Here is a 20,478-nt window from a genome sequence, read left to right as displayed (position 1 = left end):
GTATCTAATCTTTTTTGATTTCCCTGATATACTCCCCATTTTCTTCATCAATACCTTGAAGTCCCCAATAATCCTTGCTGTCCACAGAGAGCTTTTTCTTTCCCAATTTAATGTTGACTCTCTCCTTGGTCAAACGATAAATGACAGCCCATGTCGGCACACCAATCACCATACCAACAATGCCAAATAATCCACCAAAAAGCAAGATGGAAAAGAGCACCCAAAAACTTGCCAGCCCCGTAGTCTGTCCAAGAATCTTTGGTCCAATAATATTGCCATCGACCTGTTGCAGTATTAAAATCCAAATTAAAAACTCCAGACAAGAAATTGGTGAAACCAATAGTAAAATAAATGCACTTGGAATCGCACCAATAAATGGGCCAAAAAATGGAATTACATTGGTCACGCCCACAACCACACTAATTAAGAGTGCATAAGGCATATGAATAATGAGCATAAACACATAATTGATTATACCAATAATCAAAGAATCAATAATCTTCCCCACAATAAATTGTGAAAAAACCTTTCGAATATATCTTGTCTCCTCAAGCAACCGATTGGCTTTCTTTACTTCCAATATACTGTAACAAATCTTTTTGACCTGTGCAGCTAAAATCTCCTTCATATTGAGCAAATAGACCATAACCATCAAACCAATCAAAAAATTGATAATCATATGAAATGCTGTAATCACGCCCGATGAAAATCCCACAATATATTTGTTGATATTTGGCACAATGGATTGGTTGAACCAATTAATTACACTAAGTTTTACACTTTCATAGTTTTTATCCACCACAGGATAGTGCTTAAATCGCTCTAAAAATGATGGCTCAAAGCTCGCTAAATCTTTTGGCAATGAATTGAGCATATCACTTACATTGGAAATCATCTGTGGCAAAATCATCATCACCAACAAAGAAATGATAGCAATAACTAAGATAACACATAAAAAAGTGGCCATGCCCGTTGAAATCTTTTTTGCTAACTTTTGATTTTTTATTGCCTTTTTGAGATGACGATTTAAAAATGCCACAAAAAAATTATAAGGTCCTGTCATCAAAAAGGCCAAAACTGCACCATAGATAATCGGAGTTAAAATCGAAGCAATTTTTTTCACTATACTAAAGATATCCCTTGCATGCAAGGCAATAAAAGAAATACCAATAGCCGCACCAATCACACCCAGTGCTGTCATTCCCCAATAAAAATATGGCTTAAACTCATCTTTCAATCTTCTTCACTCCTAGAAAGAAAAGCAGCGATTACTCGCTGCTTTTGTCTTATTTATGTGAATAACCCCAGAATGACGGTCTTATGTATTGACGCCTAGCTGTGCTAGGTGGGTTACCTCACCACAATATCTGCCTTCCACTAAACCATTGAGGCCTGACATCCATTGTAGTTCTTTGGAATCCCATTAATCAATATGTAGGATCAAAATTGATAAGATTGTCGTTCACCCCAGGAATTACTCTCCTGTACTTACACAGACATTATATCTTTTTCTTTTTGCTTTTTCAAGCCCTTTTTAGTCTAAAAGTCATCATCCACAGCAATCTGGAAAACTTGATACTCCCCATCAGCAACAAAACCCAACTTCTCTGCAAGCTCAATGGAGTGCACCGATCCTGTATCCCAAAGTGGATAGCGATCCTCACGAGCACAATCAAGCATATATCTTGCAGCCGCTGCAATGGCCAATCCCTTTCGCTTGTGTCCAAGCTTTGTGGCGATGGTCACTTCCACCTTTCCCTCACTAAATCCATAGACACTGCAACCACTGACAATCTCCTTGTCCAAATATACAACATACCCTGTGCCATTTAAGAAAAATTCTTCCTCATCACAATTACAGGTAAAATCACTGCTCCATTCATTGGCTGCAATCTTTTTAAATGCTGTCCTATCCAGTTTTCTCAACTTATACTCTGCTCCAATGGCCTCAATCCATTCCTTGAGTGCTGATTGGTCACAGCTATTTTTTTCTCGCTTTACTGTATAGCGACTTACCATACGATAATTGCAATTTAAATTATCCTCCAACCAGTGCTTCCAATGGTCATTCTCTGGAACAATATAGGCATTATTGCACTCACGAAGCAAAATGCTGCGAAGGTCCAATGCCTTTCTTCCCTTTGGTGGCAGACCAATCAGATAGATAAAATTTCCAACCTTGATGACACAAAATTTTGGTTCGTCCATCTCAGCCACCCACGCACGTCCCACAGCATCTTCCATAGCGGCCTTAATCAATGGTTCATCACTACCTTCACAAAGTGATGTCAAAAGATTTCTTTTGGTATATCCCAGTTCAATCATCCTATTACCTCCGTCTCCTTCGATCTGTCGTAAGTTTAGTATACACCGATTGGGATTTTTAGTAAAGCTCTTGTGCATATTTACAATTGACACAATGCTGCGGGGATCTGCTCTGGTGAACGAACAATCACTGTTGCCTTCGCCTGTTCAAGCTCTCTTTGATTTCCATATCCATAGAGAACCCCCACACAGGGCAAATGATTTTCTCTTGCTCCCAACACATCATGGCACCGATCTCCTACCATAGCAATATCCTTTTGATTAGATAAATGGTTTTCTCTCATTACATATTCAATCACTGCAGCCTTTGTCGACCTTTTTGTGCCATGGTCGCCATCTGCTCCACCGACAAAAACAAAATAGTCATCCAGCCCAAAATGGGTGATCACTTTTCTTGCCTGTTCCTCAGGCTTTGACGAGGCAACATATAGTTTTTTCCCATTTTCCACTAATTCCCTCAATACATCCTCTATCCCGTCATATAATTTACATTCAAAAATTCCAACGGAATGATAGTAATCGTGAAAAATATCAATGGCTGTGTCATATTGCTCCTTAGAAAAGTGATAATATTTCTGAAAGCTATCAAATAATGGTGGACCAATAAAAACTTCAAGATTTTCTAAGTTTTTCTCCACAATCCCAAAATGAGCCAATGCCCTTTGCACCGCCTTGGTAATCCCCAAGGCCGATTCCACTAATGTCCCATCCAAATCAAAAAATATATGTTTCATAGGCAACTCCTTATTTTTGATTCAGTATAGCACAGATGGCATACAAAACAAAATATTTCGTATGCCATCTGTCTGCGTTATTTGGTTTTGCCTCTATTACTTGAAAAATTCATGTCCGCCATGTTTAAATAAATAAGTCAAATGACTATCAAACCAGCGGATATTTTTCTTTGATGAGCCTGCTCTATTCATAAAGTACAAAGCTCCCTGTGAAATGTCTTCACCAGCTAACACCCTGTTCACAGCAGTAATGGTCTTTTGCGAAACCTTTACTCGATAAAATGAGCCATTGCTCACTGGCGAAAATTGTCCCTTCATCAAAATTACACCAGAAATGGTGTTTGGAAATTCAGCATTCGCTACGCGGTTAAAAACCACATTGGCCACCAACATTCTTCCTTCTACATCGCTGTCACCAGATTCTGATTCCACAATGCGGCACAGATTGTTGTAATCCTCATCACTAATCGATTTGGCAACTTCATCTTCCTGCTTCTTATCCACTTCATTAACAACATCAGCATTTGCTGGGGCTGTTATTGTTGCTGCATCGACATTGAGACTTGCCCCCACCTGATCACTTGGGTGAATACCCACATTGGTATAAATGCCCATAACTAAAGCTACAGAAAATCCCACTAGTACCTTGATGGTGTGCTTACTCAAGTTCGACTTTTTTTCACCTTTGTCCATATCCTTCATTTTCAAAAGTGATTTTAACTTTAACATAACATACTCCTCTTTTCTCGGCTCGTGCCGTGATGCCAGATGTATTATAAATGAGCTTTTTACAGAATGTCAATATTTTGAATTATATTTGTAATAAATAACATAATTTTTGAAATATTTTCTTAATATATTTAGTGATACTTTATATTTAAGCCAAATTGTTACATATTCTGTCGCATTATTCTATTCCCTTATGTTATAACTAATGATATAATATATATTCAGAATGAAAGGAGGCTACATGGAACAACATTTATCACAATATAAAATTTTTTATGAAGTTGCCAAAGCAGGAAATATCTCTCGTGCAGCAAAAGGCCTCTATATCAGCCAGCCCGCAATTTCAAAATCAATTTCTAAGCTCGAGGAAAGCCTAAATGTAACCCTCTTTGTGCGCAACTCTAGAGGTGTCACTTTGACGATGGAAGGACAAATGCTCTACAATCACATCTCAGATGCATTTCATTCTATCAGTATTGGTGAACAACAATTGCGAAGAATTAAGGATTTTCATATCGGAAAAATAAAAATTGGTGTAAGCAATACATTGTGTAAATATACACTACTTCCCAAATTAAAGGATTTTGTCGCTAACTATCCCCATATTATGGTCAATATTGCCTCACAACCGACAGCACAAACTGTCAATATGGTAGACAATGGGCTCTTGGACCTTGGGCTTGTTGTCCAGCCAAATAACAAGAAAAATTTTGCATTTGCCCCACTAATGGATATTCATGACACCTTTGTGGCCTCTCCTGAATATCTCAACCACTTATATTTACGTGAGAGCATTGAATGCGATCCTCTTCTTGTTGGAAATATCATGATGTTAGACAAAAAAAACACAACCAGAAGATATATTGATGAATATTTGCTCAATCATAATATTTCTCCACATCAGCTATTAGAAGTGACCAACATGGAGCTTCTCATTGAGTTTACAAAGATTGGCATTGGTATCGGCTGTGTCATTCGAGAATTTGTTGAAGACGAATTAAATCAAGGTTCTCTCGTTGAAATTCGCCTTCCACATTCGATTCCCAACCGAACGATTGGATTTTATTACTCCATTGCGAATCCAAATCCAGCACTAAAATCATTTCTATAAAAAGAAGAAGGACTTGTGAAACTTTATCACAGGTCCTTTTTCTCTATTCATTGTCATTCTCCTATTTCTGACGGATGTGACAAAAGCTTTTCTGGTGAAAAACTTTCTAGCTCCTTTCTATCTCGAAATCCCCATAATACACCCACAGTATGGACTTTTGCTGCCCTTCCTGTCTGCATATCTGTCGAAGTATCACCAAAATACATACATTCCTCTGGACAGACATTCAACTCCTTAAGCATTGCAAGAAGAGCTGTGGGATCTGGCTTTTTGGGAATACCCTCTCTTTCTCCATAGACAAGATCAAAGAGATCTTTTCCAAATTGGGAGTAGATATTGTCCTCTGCACGGTCTTGTGACTTATTTGATAATACCCCAAGAAGTATTCCCTTTTCCTTTAACTTTTTTAAAGCTTCAACCACTCCATCATAGGGCTTTACCCCATCTAAGCAAGTTTTCTCAAAAGTTTCCAGATAAAACTTTTCTGCCTCCTCTTGATGTGTACACTCAGTATCTCCTGAGTAGATCAATGCATTTTGAATAAATTTTTGATATCCCTCTCCCACAAAAATCTTTGTGTGCTCCTCATCAATCGCTTGATAGCCCAAATGTTCCATTGTCAAACTAATGGTCTCTTTTAATGCATGTAAGGTATCCAAAAGTGTGCCATCCAAATCAAAAATACATGCTCGAATCATCTACTTCTCTAACTCCTTTACAATGCGATCAATGTCTTTCTTTCTTCCAATGACCATCAGATGTGCCCGACCGTCGATTGTATAGTCTGCATGTGGCATCAATTTCATATACTCTCCTTGCTTTGTTCCCAACACAGAGATACTATAGGTGTTTCTCAAGTCCAAATCTCTCAATGTCTTGCCAACCCACTTTGGCAGCGGAGCAATTTCATAGATAGAAAACTCATCGGTCAACTCAATATAGTCAAAGATACTATCTGAACTATAACTTACGGCCACTTTTTCTGCAATATCTCTATCTGGATAAATCACCTCATCCGCACCATTTTTTAGTAAGAACTTTGCATGGATATCTCGATTGGCCTTACTCACCACATACTTAGCCCCCAATTCCTTAACTAAAGAGGTAGTCTCCAGAGAACTTTGAAAATTTGTTCCAATGCAGACAAAAACAATATCAAAATTTCCAATGCCCAAACTCTTTAAAACATCTTCATTGGTACAATCTCCAATTTTTGCACTGACGACATAGGGAAACATTCCCTCTAATCGATCTTCTTCCTGGTCAACGATCATAATTTGATTGCCAAGCTCTGCCAATTCCTTACAGAGATGGCGACCAAATCTTCCCATTCCAATGATTAAAATTGATTTCATTTTTCTTCTCCTAACCTATACTAATTGATTCCTTTGGCAACATCACCTTTGGCTTTTTCTTACTCTCCATAAAAGCCAAAGCAAAGGAGAGACTTCCCACTCTTCCAAGATACATCAACATAATCATCAGTATCCTAGACACTGTATTTAAATCTCTTGTAATTCCCGCTGTAATTCCTACAGTTCCACTGGCAGAAAACGCTTCAAACACGACATCCTGCATGGCAAATGGTTGCATTCCCATCACAATAAAGATGGTGATAATGGTAATCCCCATATTTAAGGTCGCAATAATACTTGCTGTTGCCAAAGCATCATCCTCTAAGCGCTTTCCAAATGCCTGAATACCATAGGCACCTGTCACATTTTTCTTTACGCCCATCAAAAGTACAAAGAGCGTGGTTGTTTTAATACCACCTGCGGTAGAACCTGGACTTCCACCAATAAACATCAATGCTGTTGTCAATAACTTTGAAGCTCCTGACATTGCTGCTGTATCCACTGTATTAAATCCTGCCGTTCTTGCCGTAACTGATGCAAAGAGGCTGGATAAAATCTGTCCTGACACACTCATTCCCTTGAGCACACCATTTCTTTCCGCCCAATAAAAGAGCAAAGCCCCACCAAAGATTAAAATGGTACTCATCAATAATACAATCTTTGTATGTAACAAATACTTCTTAAAATGCCAGCGATTTTTTAATAAATCTCCCCATACAACAAAGCCAATACCGCCAATCACAATCAGAGACATAATCACAATATTGACTAATGGGTCATCATAATAGGCAACCAGAGAAGAATATTTTCCATATTTTGCACCCATGAGGTCAAATCCACCATTACAAAAAGCGGATACGGAGTGAAAAATTCCATACCATATTCCCTTTAAAATACCAAATTCTGGAATAAAGCGAATCATCAAGAGCAATGCTCCAACGCCCTCGACGATGGCTGTTCCTGCCACAATTCTTCTGGCAAATTTTACAATTCCACCAAGCTGTAATGCATTGGTACTCTCCATCATTAGACCACGCTCTCTCAGTCCTATTTTTCTTCGCAATATAATGGAAAAGAACACACCAATACTGATAAATCCAAGTCCTCCGATTTGAATCAAAATTAAAACAACAATCTGACCAAACAGCGTCCACTGCGTCGCTGTATCTGCCACAACCAATCCTGTCACACAGCTCGCACTTGTAGCTGTAAAAAGTGCACTCAAAAATCCAATGCTCTGTCCAGACCTCGAGGCCATCGGGGTATCTAGAAGTATGGCCCCAATCAATATCATCAAGATAAAGCCAATCGCAATGAATTGTCCCTGCGACAAATGTCTTCGCATCCTTCTTCCTCCAAAACAAAATAAATTTCATAAAAAATGGCACATGTACAAGACATATGCCATTTCCTATTCAATAAAAAATTATAATAAATGTGCTCGCATATCCTCAGCACTCATATTGACAAGATATGCTGGTGCAATATCAAAGATTGTCTTGCAACCAGTCTGTCCTTCCTTAGCTAACTTATATGCTGCTCTAGCATAAGCTACAAGAACAGATGTTGTAAACTCTGGATTGGAATCAAGCTTTAATCTGTATTCAATAATATGTGAGTTTTCATTGTTCCAGCCCGTCTTGCCACTTCTGAATACAAAACCACCATGTGGAATTCCCTTGTGATCTCTATCTAACTCTTCCTGAGAAATGAAATGTACGGTTGTATCATAATCAGAGAAGTAGTTAGGCATTGTCTTGATTTCATTTTCAATCTTTGCAAGATCTGCGCCCTCAGCTGCAACAACAAAACACTCCCTTGTGTGCTTTTGTCTTGTTGTCAGCTCTGGATTCTCTCCATTTCTCACTGCCTCAAGTGCTGACTCAACAGGAATAGTATACTGTCTTGCATCTAAGACGCCCTCCACTCTTCGGATTGCATCGGAATGTCCCTGACTAACGCCCTTGCCCCAGAATGTGTAATCCTTTCCATTTGGCAATACAGCATTTGCATAGAGACGATTGAGTGAGAACATACCTGGATCCCATCCAATAGAAATAATTGCAATCTTTCCACTCGCCTTTGCTGCTGCATCAACATTTGCAAAGTGCTCTGGAATTCTTGCATGAGTATCGAAACTATCAATGACATTGAAGTTCTTTGCAAACTCTGGTGTCTGTGTTGGCAAATCTGTCGCACTACCACCGCAAAGGATCAAAACATCAACCTCGTCTTTGTGTGCTACGGCCTCGGCTGCTGGATATACATTGACACCCTCTGTCAAAATCTTTACTGTCTTTGGGTCTCTTCTTGTAAATACTGCCTTCAGTTCCATATCTGGATTCTGCTTAATCGCACACTCAATACCTCTTCCAAGGTTACCATAACCCATGATACCAATTCTAATGCTCATCATTTTTCTCCTTTACTTCTAAAATGGTAAAGCACCCCATCACTGCGGTGCTTTAATAGTAGTACTTTATACCTATTTATATTCGTTTGTCAATACTTTTTTACTGATATAGTAATAGTATGGAACAATTGGCAATAGTGCAAATATCCAAGCAGCTGGATCAGCCAAACAGACAAGGAAAAATTTTCCAAACCTTGCCAAAACAACTACAACCATTCCTCTGGCAAAAAGCTCTGACACACCACCAAGCATCGGTACAAGACCATATCCCAATCCCTGCAAGGTATTTCGATATAAAAAGATGCAGGCAAGAAATGGATAAAACCAGATCACTGCTTGGAAGTAGTTTCTTGCTGCCCCTAGAACCTCTGTATCTAATCCTCCAACAAATAATCTCGCAATCTGCACACCAAAGACGGAAATGATGATGGCAATGACAACAGAAAAAACAAGCAATGTCTTTAGCGTCACCTTTACTCCCTCTCTCACTCTGTCCATTCTTCCTGCACCTAAATTTTGTCCCGTATAGGTGGCAATCGTTGCTCCAAAGGCTGCAAACATTGTCGTGCAGACATTTTGTACCTTATTCGCTGCAGAAAATCCCGCAATATGTGCCTCACCAAAGACATTAATGGCTCCCTGTACAATAATTGTACCAATCGCTGTGATGGAAAATTGTAATCCCATTGGCACACCTAAATTGAGCATTTGAACTGCAGAGTACCATGAAAATTTCATATCTTCTCGATGTAAATGCAAAATCTCATATTTTTTTATCATATAGATTAAACAAAGGAGTGCAGAAATTCCCTGCGAAATCACTGTCGCATAGGCGCAACCCACCACGCCTGTATGAAATTGCAATACAAATACAATGTCTAAAACAACATTAATAACTGCTGAAATAACCAAAAAATAAAGAGGTGAACGACTATCTCCCACTGCACGAAGTACAGCAGCAAGTCCATCATAGGCCGCCGTGGCAATCAAACCCAAATAGATTACATGCATATAAGCAGCAGTATCGGGCAAAATATTTTCGGGTGTATTCATCAATCGCAAAATGGGAACATTGACTAAGGTTAGCCCTACTGTCATCACCAGTACCATTGCTCCAATGAGATAAATACTCATAGCCAAATAGTGGCGAAGCCTCTTCATATCCTGTGCGCCAAAACTTTGGGCAACTAAAATTGCAAATCCACTTGTTAGTCCTGTCAGCCAACCAAGCACAAAAAAAATCAAGGAACCTGTACTTCCAATGGCCGCCAGTGCATTGACTCCAATATAGCGCCCTGCAATGAGTGCATCCGCCAGGTTATACACTTGCTGAAAAAGATTGCCAAAAAACACAGGTATCGTAAATCGCAAAATTAACTGCAAGGGATTTCCCTTAGTCATATCATGTGTCATATCTTCCCCCTTATTCTTTTTATTTCTTTGGCTATATTACTTTACCTCTCTTTTACTGTCAATGACCAAACTTGACAGTTTTATAAAATATCTATCTCGATATGTATCAGACTGTAGCACTTGCTGTACTGGCCTTATTTGTCGGTGTACTCTTAAAGGAAAAGTTTACATTTTTAACAACATTTTGCATCCCTGTAGCAGTGGTCGGTGGAATCATCTCTAGCCGCTGTGGCAGCAACCTTTGGTCTTGTGGCGGGTTCATTGATGGGCGGACCACTTGCCAATAATTTGATTAAGAAAAAGGATTTGACTAAAACAGCTGTTTATGAAGATGATTCTATGCTGATCGAAGAAGAAGTAAAACACAGAAGAGAAGTTTCTATGTATGCCCCAGCAGTCTATCAGCTCTGTCTGGCTATGGATATTGGAACCATTATCTCCTTCTTGCTTTCAAAGACAGGAATGACCTTTCCAATCTATAACGAAATCGCCATCACATCAGCGTTTCCTATGTGATGGCGATTTTTATTTAATCTTTTTTTCCTGCTACCCAACGAAGTCCCCAGTGGAATGCCTCGTCCAAACTTCTGTGACCGGAATAAAACTGAACGACTCTCTCCACACTAAAAGTTTCATTATTTAAGTTCTCCAATAAAACCAGTCCGCACATCGTCTTATTGGTGTCATATTCATTCATCTTTACCACGATATCCTCTGCCTTTGGATATTTAATCGTAACCACTCCATCCGCCTGCTTCCAATTAGCTACACCTTCATAAATAAAGGTGTAAACTAAAATCCTCTTTATCTTTGACAGCTGGTTTCCATTGATCCTCAAGTTCTCTCCCGCACTATTTTCCCCCGTTCGGTCATCACCATCTAGAGCAACAAAAGGAGCCGAATTAAGATTTCCAAAATTTTTTCCAAGAGCTTGAACACTTCCCTTGCTTCCATCTTTTAATTCCCACAAACAGCCGAGATCCAAATCAATCCCCCCACCTTCCCCTTCTCCAAATAGGCGAGAAAAAAATCCCTGCTTTTTTGCTGTCGAAACTGGTCTAGCATTCCAATTTAGATTAATTAGAATCTCGCCCAATCCACCTTGTGACTTTGTGAACTACCCATAGTCTAAAGCCTATGGGCTTCCTGCTTCGCTGACCTCGCAACCTACTATCTCCACAGGCGTTAATTCGGGCAGTCCCTGCCCTATTGTTTTTTCTTATACTACTTGTCTTAATCCTTCTGCCAATATATTTTTTGCCGCATTGATATCTCTATCGTGTTTTGTATTGCAGAAAGGACACATCCAATCTCTTACTTTTAGATCTTTTACATTTGTATTTTTATATCCACAACTAAAACATAGCTGGCTACTTGCATAAAATGTATCTATCTTAATATAATTTCTACCATTCCATTTTGACTTATATTCCAGTTGTCTTGTCAGCTCATACCACGATACATCGCTTATAGTTTTCGCTAAATTATGATTTTTCACCATATTTTTTATCTGTAAGTTTTCCGAAACTATCACTTGGTTTTCGTTTATAATTTCGCTTGAAATCTTATGCAGATAATCTTTTCTTGTATTAGCTATTTTCTCATGGCATAGTGCTATTTGTTTCCTTTTTTTCTGATAGTTCCTACTCCCCTTTGTTTTATTTGCTAATTGTCTTTGTAATTTTGTAAGCTTTTTCTCATATTTTTTAATTGTCTTCGGATTTTCATATTTCTTCCCATCTGATGTGATACATAAATCTTTTATTCCTAAATCCAATCCTATTTGTCCGTTTGTCTTTACAAGTGGACTATGTTCAGTTTCTACAAGAACAGACACATAGTACTTGCCACTTGGTACCTTAGATATAGTTGCTGTTTTTATCCGACCTGAAAATTTTCTATGTAATTTTATTTTTACCCTTTTTAATTTTGGCAGCTTTATTCTTCCTCTATCAAAATCTACAGTTATATTCCCATTTGTAAAATTGGTTGTATATGATTTACGATTACTGTGCTTACTCTTAAACTTTGGATAACCTGCATGTTCTTTGAAAAACTTTTGATAAGCACTATCCATATTATAAATTGCATTTGTTAAAGCAAATTTATCTACTTCTTTTAGCCATTCATAAGCTTTTTTCAGCTCTCTATTGCAATAATTATTACAATCTGTCTTACTGACAGACTTTTTTTCTTTTTCATAAGCATCTTTTCTGTACGCAAGGGTTTGATTATATACAAAACGACAACAGCCAAATGTCTTTGCTAACTGTATTTCTTGCTCTTTGTTTGGATAAATCCGATATCTATATGCCTTTAACATTAAGCTTACCCGCCTTTCTACCCTTGATTTTCTATATATTGCTTTAACATTTCTTCAGAAACATTGCCTACGCTACAAGCAAAATATCCATCCGTCCAAAATGTATGTTCTTTCCAAAATGATTCTTAAGATATTCTGTATGCTTTTTCCATATATGATATGTTGTATAACTCTTAATTAGATTAACCACTTTACTTATGGATATTGTAGGCTCAGTTTCTATCATATAGTGTATATGGTCTTTGTCTGTTTCCATATATTTTATGATTATATTACTCTTTGTGCATATCTCATAAGAAAATTGTTTTATATAATCTTATATTTCTTTTGATACTAAAAGCTTTTTTCTATACATACATACAAAAAATAATATGATACTGTAATAAATATTTGTGTCTATTCTTTGATTTCCATACTCCCATAACGCTAGTTATTGTATCACAAATATCTATTTTTTGCTACCTTAACCCACCATCTAAAGCTAGTGGGATTGCGGTAGCATTATTTCAAGTTTACCTTTTGACCTTTTTCCAAGATGACCATAGCTATTCCCCCATTTCTTACGAAATTACAACACATTTCTGTATCGATCAATACAAAGAAAAAAGCGTAAGCCCCTTAGCCCACGCCATTTTCTTCTTTGGTCAATTCTTTCTCCATCGAAATCATAATCTGCATGACCTCTAGCGTGGAGATGACGGGAGTCGAACCCGTGTCCAAAAACCAATTCCCTGTTCTTCTACTATCATAGTTCGTTCTTTGACATTCCCTCCGCCCTGCGAGAACGAACACCCTCAGGACTTTAGTAGCTTCATCATACGGCTATATGCGCAAAGCTTAACATATACCGTTTCTCACAAAGTCGATGCCAGATTCTTAAAGTGTGAGTGCTCTAAGGCTGACAGCTGCACTTAGGCAGCGTATGCTAAATTATCTTCAGCGTTTAATTTAATTTTGCCATTTAACGCATCGCATGCGGATAGCTTCACCAGCTGCATGATCCCTGTCGAAACCGGTACATCCCCTAAATTCAGAGTACTTCGGTAACTACATATCCATCGTATATAGTAGTATCTATAGTAACATACTTTTTAAAAATGGGAAAGACTTTTTTATCTTTCCCACAAAATTCCATATCCTACGACATCAATCTATACATCTCGCATTCTTTGCTTGAGTGCCTTGTCCATTTCTCTCTTTTGATCCTTCTTCGCCATGGTATCTCGTTTGTCGTAGTTTTTCTTGCCCCTAGCCATACCAATCTCCACCTTGACCAATCTTCCCTTTAAATAGACCTGTAATGGCACAAGAGTGAGTCCCTTTTCTTGAAGCTTTGATGAAAGCTTTTCAATTTCTCTCTTGTGCATCAAAAGTTTCTTCACTCGAAGTGGATCCTTATTAAAGATATTTCCCTTCTCATAGGGATTGATGTACATTCCCATAATATAGAGTTCCCCTCGCTCAATGCGAATCCAACTTTCCTTTATGGAGCACTGTCCGAGACGAATGGATTTAACTTCTGTGCCAAATAGTTCAATTCCTGTCTCATATTTATCTAAAATAAAGTAATCAAAATACGCCTTCTTATTATTCGCAATCACCTTTACTCCATCAGCCATTCGTCTTCTTCCCCTTCCATTTCTAATCGAAAATCTATGGTGCCCATCAACCGATCAACTGCCATCACTCTCACTTTTACCCTCTGTCCCAAGGTATACTTTATATTGGTTGTCTCTCCAATCAGCATATGTCGCTCCTCGACATAGACAAAATAATCCTGCCACATCGCCTGAATGTGAACAAGCCCCTCCACTGTATTCGGAAGTTCCACATACAATCCATATCTTGTAACCCCACAAATAATTCCATCAAAGACTTGTCCAATATACTTTTGCATATACTCACATTTTTTATACTTGATTGTCTCTCGCTCTGCTTCCTGTGCCCTCCGCTCAAGTACGGAGGTTTGCACAGCTACCTCTTCCAAATGTTCACTGTAATGCTTTTGACGGCTTTGATTTAACTTCCCCGCCAAATTTTCTTTGATAATGCGATGAATTTGTAAGTCTGGATAGCGTCGAATGGGAGAGGTAAAATGTGTGTAGTACTTTGCAGCTAATCCAAAATGGCCTGTGCACTCTGTTTGATACCTCGCCTGCTTCATACTTCTTAAGGTCACACGACTAATCATCATCTCCACTTCCTCACCGGCAATCTTAGCCAACAATTTTTGCACTTCTTTTGGATGTACTTCTTTGTTCTTCGCATGAAGAGTATACCCAAAGTTTTGAATAAATGTAGCTAACTGTTGAATTTTTTCTGGATCTGGTGTGTCGTGCACACGATATAAAAATGGCAACTCCAACCAATAATATTCCTCGGCCACAGTCTCATTTGCGGCAAGCATAAAATCTTCAATCAACATATTTGCAGCATTTCGCTCATAGGCCTTAATTTCTATTGGGCTCCCCTTTTCATCGAGAAGAATCTTGCACTCAGGAAAGTCAAAATCAATTGATCCTCGCTCCACTCTCTTCTTTCGAATAAGATCGGCGAGTTCCTTCATCTTTTCAAACATTTCCACACATTCTGCATACTTTTCTATCGTATCTTGGTCGTGATGTGTAATCATGGCATTGACCTCTGTATAACTCATCCGATGATTGACTCGAATGAGTGTCTCTGCAATTTGATGTCCAATAATCTCTCCTCGATGATTGATATCCATAATGCAAGAAAGTGCCAAGCGATCAACCCCCTCATTTAGGGAACAAATGCCATTGGAAAGGCGATGCGGTAGCATTGGAATCACCCGATCAACCAAATAAATGCTGGTTCCCCTCGCAAAAGCTTCTCTATCCAGTGCTGTGTTTTCCCTTACATAGTGGCTGACATCTGCAATGTGTACGCCCAATCGCCAATTTTCTCCATCTCTTTCAAGCGTAATGGCATCATCCAGATCCTTTGCATCCTCTCCATCAATCGTCACCGTCATCTTATCTCGAAGATCTAAGCGAGTTCGCTTTTCCTTTTCCGTCACCTCTTCAGGAATGTTGGCAACTTCTTCCATCACTTCCTCTGAAAATTGTTCTGGCAAGTGAAGCATCTTGACAATGGAGAGAATATCCACACCTGGATCATTGGCATGACCTAAGATCTCAATAATTCTTCCCTCTGGTTTTCTCCTCTTTCCTTCAAAAAAATGGGTGACCTCAACCACAACCTTATGTCCTGACACCGCTCCCATGTCCTGTCCATCGGGAATAAAGATATCGCTCAAGATTTTTTGATTATCTGGCAATACAAAACCAAATTTTTTATTTTTTCTATAAAATCCAACCACTGTCTTATTGGCATGGTCTAAAATTTCAACCACATGGCCTTCTGCTCGCATTCCTCTTATCTGCTGATCCACAACAATGCGTACTTTGTCGCCATGCAGTGCATCCATTGCACATCCTTCAGGAATAAAAATGTCCTCTTCCCTTCCCTCAATTTGTACAAATCCAAAGCCTCTAGCATTGGCCAAATAGATGCCCACATAGTGCAAAATTTTTGGCAGGGTGAACTTACCTTTGGTTGACACACTCACCAATCCTTCTTCTAAAAGACAATCCAAAACCTCTTTAAGTTCTCTTCTGCTCTCCTTGGGAATATCCAAAAATATGGCCAATTCCTTTAATTTCATTGGCTTATACATTGGATCTGCAAGAAGGTCTAAGATAACTCTTTTCCTTTTTTCTAATTTATTTTCGTCCATATTTCCTCTCTATCTTGGTAAACAGGTAGAAAGAAAGCACTCTTAAGTATAAGAGTGCTTTCTTGTTTGCTATTAAACTAAATTCAAAAGAAACGCAAGAACCAAAAAGGCAACTGCACAAAACAATGCACCTTTTTCCTTCCAGCCCTCTGCTGAACGTCCCTTATTTTTACTCCAATATGTATCGCCCATTCCTCCAACAGAGCCACCGAGCCCCTGCTCATTGCCCTCCTGAGATAACACAAGAGCGGAGAATACAATACATACTATGCAGAACAAGATCGCCAAAATTGTATGCAACATTCTACCTATACCTCCCAAATTCAATCTGTATTTCTTTGCAATATTTGCATTGTAGCATATCAATGTCATAAATACAAGTAAAATGCCAGCAGATGAAGAAAGAAAAAAGAAGAAATAGATTGGAAATTTAGTAAGAATATGTTTCAATATTAGATATTCATCTGCTGACATCCTACAAATTATAGCACGATTAAATTCAATATTGGGCTTAATGTAATAATTAGCGATTTCTAAGTAATAATTGCTCAAAAATGTCTTAAATTGAATGCAATTTAATTTAAAATAATCTATTTACTTTTTTCTCAAACTATACTATAATGTGGTTACATCAAGTGATGTTTAAATGTTAGAATATAGGGATTGTTTTTGAGAGTGAAGGGAGTAGTTATGCGTAAATTGAATAAAATTTTGGGAACATTGCTCGTAGGTTCTGCAGTTCTTTCTGTATCTGCTTTTTCCAGCCATGCCTATACTTGGCACAATGAAGGAGGTCGTAGAACTTTTACTGATGACCATGGTGTCAAGGCCATCAATACTTGGGAAGCCACTTATACAGTAAAAAATGGTGTGACTTCACCTGCCACATGGTATCATTTTGACAAGACAGGAACGATGAATACAGGTTGGTTCCAGGATGTCGACAGCATGTGGTACTATCTTGATCCATCCACTGGTGAGATGAAGACCGGTTGGGTGAGCGTGAATGGAAGTTCCTACTACTTGCAGTCAAACGGTCAGTTGCTCGTCAACGGCATTACCCCTGATGGCTACAGGGTAAATTCTAATGGTATATGGGATGGTTCACCAAAAACAAATCAACCAGCAACCAATCCACAGGATTCTTCCTCCTATGCACAGCGTGTTGTTGACCTCGTCAATCAATATCGCCAGAGCAAGGGATTATCTGCACTGACCGTCGATAATACCCTTTCTCAAATCGCAGCAAAAAGGGCTGAGCACATCACCACAAATTTCAGCCATTCCGTTCCTGGTGTTGCTCATACGGCAAGTGATCCCAATGGCCTTGGTACATTCCTTGAGAACAATGGCTACCACTGGCTCAGCTACGGTGAGAATCTCGCCTACAATCAGCCTACACCAGAAGCTGTAATGAATTCTTGGTTAAATAGCCCAACACATAAGGCAAATATTGAAAATCCAAATGTCACACAAATTGGTATCGGCTATGTAAAGAATAGCAATGGCGTGTATTGGACACAGTTATTTGGCTCTCGCTAAACCATATATAATAAAAAGTGGATGTGAAATCTGATTTCACATCCACTTTTTAGATATCACTCTATTTTACAACTCTTTGCAATCCATAAATGGAAGCTCTTCGATTAATAAAATAGGCAAATAACATCACAATAACAAAATAGGGAATGTTTTGATAACCAAATACCTCTCCACCGATAAAAATGGGAGCCAACAAAGTATTTGTCGCACTTCCAAAGACCGCCATATATCCCGCCCCCATTAAAAGCTGACCTGGCAAGGGTATAAAACTAGAAAGTAACCAGCCAAACGAAGAGCCAATAGCAAAAAGTGGTGTCACCTCTCCCCCCTGAAAACCAACACTCAATGTCACCACAGTAAGGAGTAGCTTCAACAGCCAATCATAGGTATACATCGGCTTTCCTCCAAGGCTTTCTGAAATCAAATTTGTTCCAAGCCCTGCATAGCGACCATGGTGCAACAAAAAAATAATAAAACTTAATGCAACGCCGACAACAAATACTCGAAGATAGGGATTTTTGATAGATTCTCCCGCAAGAGCTTTTGTCTTCTTTTGTAAATAAATAAAAAGATTTCCAACAAGACCAAACAAAATTCCTGCAATCATCAAAAAAATTAAATTCTTTGGTGTCATCGCAACAGCCACATCCACATTGTGCTCAAATTTTTCTAACCCTAGCTGTGCACTCACTTGACTCGCCGTAAATGCGGCCACTAGTGCAGGCAACGCTGCCTCTAATTCCAATTGCCCCTGTGCAAATAGTTCTAGTCCAAAAAATGTTGCTGCAATTGGTGTTCCAAATAGACCACCAAAGCCTGCTGCCACACCTGTCACTAGAAGAATTTGTCCACTCTTTTTTTTACTTTTCTCAGGTATCCAAGCTTGAAAGCGATGTGCCATCGTCGCTCCAATTTGTACTGCAACACCTTCTCTTCCCGCGCTTCCTCCAAAAAGATGGGTCAGCCATGTCGCCACTGTCACAAAAGGAATTAATCGCAACGGAATATTTTCCTCACTCTCTTGTGAGACCATAAATACCTGTGTCATCCCCCTAGCTGCTTTTCCCGCAAATTTTTGATATCCAACCACAATACCTATTCCAACAATCCCCAAAAAAGGAAGGAGTTCATTTAAATGGAGATTGCGAAAATCACCAATCCAAAGTAAAACTCTTCCAAACACAGTGTCAATCACACCGACAATTGCACCAATCAATAGTCCTAAAATAATAAAAATCATCTGCTCACACTCCCCACTAAATCATAAAAAGGATGGCAAAAACAACTAGTTTTGCCACCCTTTTACTCTTATTCTGGCTTTTCAATCTGCACAATCGCAGCTTTTTGCATAGGAATTCTACAATTTTTGTTATTTCCAAACTCTACAATCACTGTATCCTCTGTAATATCAATGACAACACCATAAAATCCTGATGAAGTCAATACAGAATCACCAACAGCAAGGGTAGACATCATCTCGTCCATTCTCTTCTTTTCCTTCTTCTGTGGACGATAAGACATAAAGTAAATCATTGCTGCAAAGATAATGACATAGGCAACAATAATGAGTGTGCCCCCCTTGCCACCTGCTGCTGCAACCACTGCTCCTAAATTTACCATTTGTTCCTCCCAAGTCTTAATTTTTACCTTCTATACCAGCAATCTTGGCTGCCTTGTACTCTGCATAGCAACCCTTCTCAATGGCACCTCGAATTTCACTCATCATTGTATTATAAAAATACAAATTATGCAATACACATAGCCTCATTCCCAACATCTCTCCAGCCTTTAATAAATGGCGAATATAGGCTCTTGAATACGAGCGACAGGCTGGACATTGACAGCCCTCTTCTATTGGTCGAGGATCTAATTCATGTTTTTTATTAAATAAGTTGACTTTTCCTTTATTTGTATACACATGACCATGTCTGCCGTTTCTTGAAGGATACACACAGTCAAAGAAATCAATTCCTCGATCCACAGCCTCCAATATATTGATTGGTGTGCCCACTCCCATCAAATAGGTTGGCTTATGTTTTGGAAGATGAGGAACCACCACATCTAAAATATGATACATTTGCTCATGGCTCTCGCCAACGGCCAAGCCACCAACTGCATAGCCATCAAGATCAAGCTCAGAAATTTCTTTGGCGTGCTGAATGCGAATATCATCCACTACTCCACCTTGATTGATCCCAAATAAAAGTTGCTCCTTGTTTACTGTATCATCCAAAGAATTTAATCTAGCCATCTCACTCTTACAGCGCCTTAGCCATCTTGTCGTCCTTGCCACAGAATGTTCGATATACTTTCTATCTGCAAGTGCTGGTGGGCATTCATCAAAGGCCATTGCAATCGTCGAACCCAAATTGGATTGAATTTGCATACTCTCCTCTGGTCCCATAAAAATCTTATGACCGTCGATGTGGGAATGAAAAGTCACCCCCTCTTCCTTAATTTTTCTCATTCCTGCAAGGGAATAAACTTGAAAACCACCAGAATCTGTTAAAATCGGCTTGTCCCAATGCATAAACTTATGCAATCCGCCAAATTCCTTAATGAGTTCATCTCCCGTTCGCACATGGAGATGATAAGTGTTGGAAAGCTGTACCTGTGTGCCAATTTCCTGCAAATCATCAGTGGAAACAGCTCCCTTAATTGCAGCAACTGTTCCAACATTCATAAACACAGGAGTCTGTATCGTTCCATGCACGGTCTCCATCTGTGCTCTCTTTGCACGACCGTCCGTGTGCAATACCTCATATTTCATAAA

19 protein-coding genes, 2 other RNA genes and 2 pseudogenes are annotated in these 20,478 nt (G+C 38.9%); 3 read left to right on the top strand and 20 right to left on the bottom strand.

All coding sequences use genetic code 11. The features are described from left to right. Window positions 1-4: 4 nt before the first annotated feature. The 5 genes from J5A74_06095 to J5A74_06075 all read right to left on the bottom strand — a co-directional run bounded on the left by J5A74_06095 (window position 5) and on the right by J5A74_06075 (window position 3,788). Complete coding sequence (locus J5A74_06095) at window positions 5-1,237, bottom strand: AI-2E family transporter (GenBank protein QUI95000.1); 1,233 nt, start codon at window positions 1,235-1,237, stop codon at window positions 5-7. 60 nt (window positions 1,238-1,297) lie between these two features. Further along, window positions 1,298-1,477: non-coding RNA, 6S RNA (ssrS, locus tag J5A74_06090), on the bottom strand. A 62-nt stretch (window positions 1,478-1,539) separates the two neighbouring features. Then, a complete protein-coding gene (locus J5A74_06085; protein QUI94999.1) occupies window positions 1,540-2,325 on the bottom strand; it encodes a GNAT family N-acetyltransferase in 786 nt (261 codons plus the stop codon). 80 nt (window positions 2,326-2,405) lie between these two features. Further along, entirely contained in the window at window positions 2,406-3,065 is a 660-nt protein-coding gene (locus J5A74_06080; protein QUI94998.1) for an HAD-IA family hydrolase, read from the bottom strand. 90 nt (window positions 3,066-3,155) lie between these two features. Beyond that, complete coding sequence (locus J5A74_06075; protein QUI94997.1) at window positions 3,156-3,788, bottom strand: cell wall hydrolase; 633 nt, start codon at window positions 3,786-3,788, stop codon at window positions 3,156-3,158. 241 nt (window positions 3,789-4,029) lie between these two features. On the opposite strand from J5A74_06075, the gene J5A74_06070 reads away from it, so the two are divergent. Next, entirely contained in the window at window positions 4,030-4,899 is an 870-nt protein-coding gene (locus J5A74_06070) for a LysR family transcriptional regulator (protein QUI94996.1), read from the top strand. 53 nt (window positions 4,900-4,952) lie between these two features. On the opposite strand, the gene J5A74_06065 is transcribed toward J5A74_06070, so the two are convergent. From J5A74_06065 to J5A74_06045, 5 genes are all read right to left on the bottom strand, one after another. Beyond that, window positions 4,953-5,597 carry an HAD family hydrolase gene (locus J5A74_06065; protein QUI94995.1) on the bottom strand — a complete coding sequence of 215 codons (645 nt, stop codon included), beginning with the start codon at window positions 5,595-5,597 and terminating at the stop codon, window positions 4,953-4,955. Continuing rightward, a complete protein-coding gene (locus J5A74_06060; protein ID QUI94994.1) occupies window positions 5,598-6,254 on the bottom strand; it encodes a TrkA family potassium uptake protein in 657 nt (218 codons plus the stop codon). A gap of 10 nt (window positions 6,255-6,264) precedes the next feature. Next, window positions 6,265-7,599, bottom strand: coding sequence for a TrkH family potassium uptake protein (locus J5A74_06055; protein ID QUI94993.1), 1,335 nt, complete (start codon window positions 7,597-7,599; stop codon window positions 6,265-6,267). Window positions 7,600-7,680: 81 nt separating this feature from the next. Continuing rightward, window positions 7,681-8,667 (bottom strand): diaminopimelate dehydrogenase, encoded by a 987-nt coding sequence (locus J5A74_06050; GenBank protein QUI94992.1) that lies wholly within the window; start codon window positions 8,665-8,667, stop codon window positions 7,681-7,683. Window positions 8,668-8,739: 72 nt separating this feature from the next. Then, a complete protein-coding gene (locus tag J5A74_06045) occupies window positions 8,740-10,080 on the bottom strand; it encodes an MATE family efflux transporter (protein QUI94991.1) in 1,341 nt (446 codons plus the stop codon). A gap of 89 nt (window positions 10,081-10,169) precedes the next feature. Here J5A74_06045 and J5A74_06040 point away from each other — a divergent pair. Next, window positions 10,170-10,560: pseudogene (locus J5A74_06040) on the top strand (hypothetical protein). Between the two features lie 49 nt (window positions 10,561-10,609). Here J5A74_06040 and J5A74_06035 read toward each other — a convergent pair. From J5A74_06035 to secG, 7 genes and pseudogenes are all read right to left on the bottom strand, one after another. Beyond that, complete coding sequence (locus J5A74_06035) at window positions 10,610-11,176, bottom strand: Tellurium resistance (protein QUI94990.1); 567 nt, start codon at window positions 11,174-11,176, stop codon at window positions 10,610-10,612. A 123-nt stretch (window positions 11,177-11,299) separates the two neighbouring features. Then, window positions 11,300-12,403, bottom strand: a complete 1,104-nt coding sequence (tnpB, locus tag J5A74_06030) for an IS200/IS605 family element transposase accessory protein TnpB (protein QUI94989.1) — start codon at window positions 12,401-12,403, stop codon at window positions 11,300-11,302. 17 nt (window positions 12,404-12,420) lie between these two features. Next, window positions 12,421-12,825: pseudogene (gene tnpA / locus J5A74_06025) on the bottom strand (IS200/IS605 family transposase). 264 nt (window positions 12,826-13,089) lie between these two features. Beyond that, window positions 13,090-13,428: a transfer-messenger RNA gene (ssrA, locus tag J5A74_06020) on the bottom strand. 126 nt (window positions 13,429-13,554) lie between these two features. Further along, a complete protein-coding gene (smpB, locus tag J5A74_06015) occupies window positions 13,555-14,022 on the bottom strand; it encodes an SsrA-binding protein SmpB (protein ID QUI94988.1) in 468 nt (155 codons plus the stop codon). Then, window positions 14,007-16,163, bottom strand: coding sequence for a ribonuclease R (rnr, locus tag J5A74_06010; protein QUI94987.1), 2,157 nt, complete (start codon window positions 16,161-16,163; stop codon window positions 14,007-14,009). Before rnr ends, smpB begins: the two co-directional genes overlap by 16 nt. A gap of 72 nt (window positions 16,164-16,235) precedes the next feature. Beyond that, window positions 16,236-16,466: a preprotein translocase subunit SecG gene (secG, locus tag J5A74_06005; GenBank protein QUI94986.1), complete on the bottom strand. Its 231-nt coding sequence runs from the start codon at window positions 16,464-16,466 to the stop codon at window positions 16,236-16,238. Between the two features lie 387 nt (window positions 16,467-16,853). On the opposite strand from secG, the gene J5A74_06000 reads away from it, so the two are divergent. Next, complete coding sequence (locus tag J5A74_06000; GenBank protein QUI94985.1) at window positions 16,854-17,705, top strand: hypothetical protein; 852 nt, start codon at window positions 16,854-16,856, stop codon at window positions 17,703-17,705. Between the two features lie 61 nt (window positions 17,706-17,766). Here J5A74_06000 and J5A74_05995 read toward each other — a convergent pair whose 3' ends face one another. From J5A74_05995 to tgt, 3 genes are all read right to left on the bottom strand, one after another. After that, entirely contained in the window at window positions 17,767-18,945 is a 1,179-nt protein-coding gene (locus J5A74_05995) for a chloride channel protein (GenBank protein ID QUI94984.1), read from the bottom strand. Between the two features lie 68 nt (window positions 18,946-19,013). After that, complete coding sequence (gene yajC, locus J5A74_05990) at window positions 19,014-19,325, bottom strand: preprotein translocase subunit YajC (protein QUI94983.1); 312 nt, start codon at window positions 19,323-19,325, stop codon at window positions 19,014-19,016. A gap of 16 nt (window positions 19,326-19,341) precedes the next feature. Next, on the bottom strand, window positions 19,342-20,475 hold the full coding sequence (tgt, locus tag J5A74_05985) for a tRNA guanosine(34) transglycosylase Tgt (protein ID QUI94982.1): 1,134 nt from the start codon (window positions 20,473-20,475) through the stop codon (window positions 19,342-19,344). Window positions 20,476-20,478 lie beyond the last annotated feature (3 nt).

The organism is Lachnospiraceae bacterium oral taxon 096, from assembly GCA_018141845.1.
Lineage (GTDB): Bacteria > Bacillota > Clostridia > Lachnospirales > Lachnospiraceae > F0428.
Note: the sequence above shows the minus strand (reverse complement) of the source record. Positions and strands in the feature narration are given on the sequence as shown.

Excerpts from the sequence above, each read along its gene's own strand:
- J5A74_06085 (QUI94999.1), bottom strand. The coding sequence starts at position 2,325 with ATGATTGAACTGGGATATACCAAAAGAAATCTTTTGACATCACTTTGT.
- J5A74_06075 (QUI94997.1), bottom strand. The coding sequence starts at position 3,788 with ATGTTAAAGTTAAAATCACTTTTGAAAATGAAGGATATGGACAAAGGT.
- J5A74_06070 (QUI94996.1), top strand. The coding sequence starts at position 4,030 with ATGGAACAACATTTATCACAATATAAAATTTTTTATGAAGTTGCCAAA.
- J5A74_06065 (QUI94995.1), bottom strand. The coding sequence starts at position 5,597 with ATGATTCGAGCATGTATTTTTGATTTGGATGGCACACTTTTGGATACC.
- J5A74_06060 (QUI94994.1), bottom strand. The coding sequence starts at position 6,254 with ATGAAATCAATTTTAATCATTGGAATGGGAAGATTTGGTCGCCATCTC.
- J5A74_06055 (QUI94993.1), bottom strand. The coding sequence starts at position 7,599 with ATGCGAAGACATTTGTCGCAGGGACAATTCATTGCGATTGGCTTTATC.
- J5A74_06050 (QUI94992.1), bottom strand. The coding sequence starts at position 8,667 with ATGAGCATTAGAATTGGTATCATGGGTTATGGTAACCTTGGAAGAGGT.
- J5A74_06045 (QUI94991.1), bottom strand. The coding sequence starts at position 10,080 with ATGACACATGATATGACTAAGGGAAATCCCTTGCAGTTAATTTTGCGA.
- tnpB (QUI94989.1), bottom strand. The coding sequence starts at position 12,403 with ATGTTAAAGGCATATAGATATCGGATTTATCCAAACAAAGAGCAAGAA.
- smpB (QUI94988.1), bottom strand. The coding sequence starts at position 14,022 with ATGGCTGATGGAGTAAAGGTGATTGCGAATAATAAGAAGGCGTATTTT.
- rnr (QUI94987.1), bottom strand. The coding sequence starts at position 16,163 with ATGGACGAAAATAAATTAGAAAAAAGGAAAAGAGTTATCTTAGACCTT.
- secG (QUI94986.1), bottom strand. The coding sequence starts at position 16,466 with ATGTTGCATACAATTTTGGCGATCTTGTTCTGCATAGTATGTATTGTA.
- J5A74_06000 (QUI94985.1), top strand. The coding sequence starts at position 16,854 with ATGCGTAAATTGAATAAAATTTTGGGAACATTGCTCGTAGGTTCTGCA.
- J5A74_05995 (QUI94984.1), bottom strand. The coding sequence starts at position 18,945 with ATGATTTTTATTATTTTAGGACTATTGATTGGTGCAATTGTCGGTGTG.
- yajC (QUI94983.1), bottom strand. The coding sequence starts at position 19,325 with ATGGTAAATTTAGGAGCAGTGGTTGCAGCAGCAGGTGGCAAGGGGGGC.
- tgt (QUI94982.1), bottom strand. The coding sequence starts at position 20,475 with ATGAAATATGAGGTATTGCACACGGACGGTCGTGCAAAGAGAGCACAG.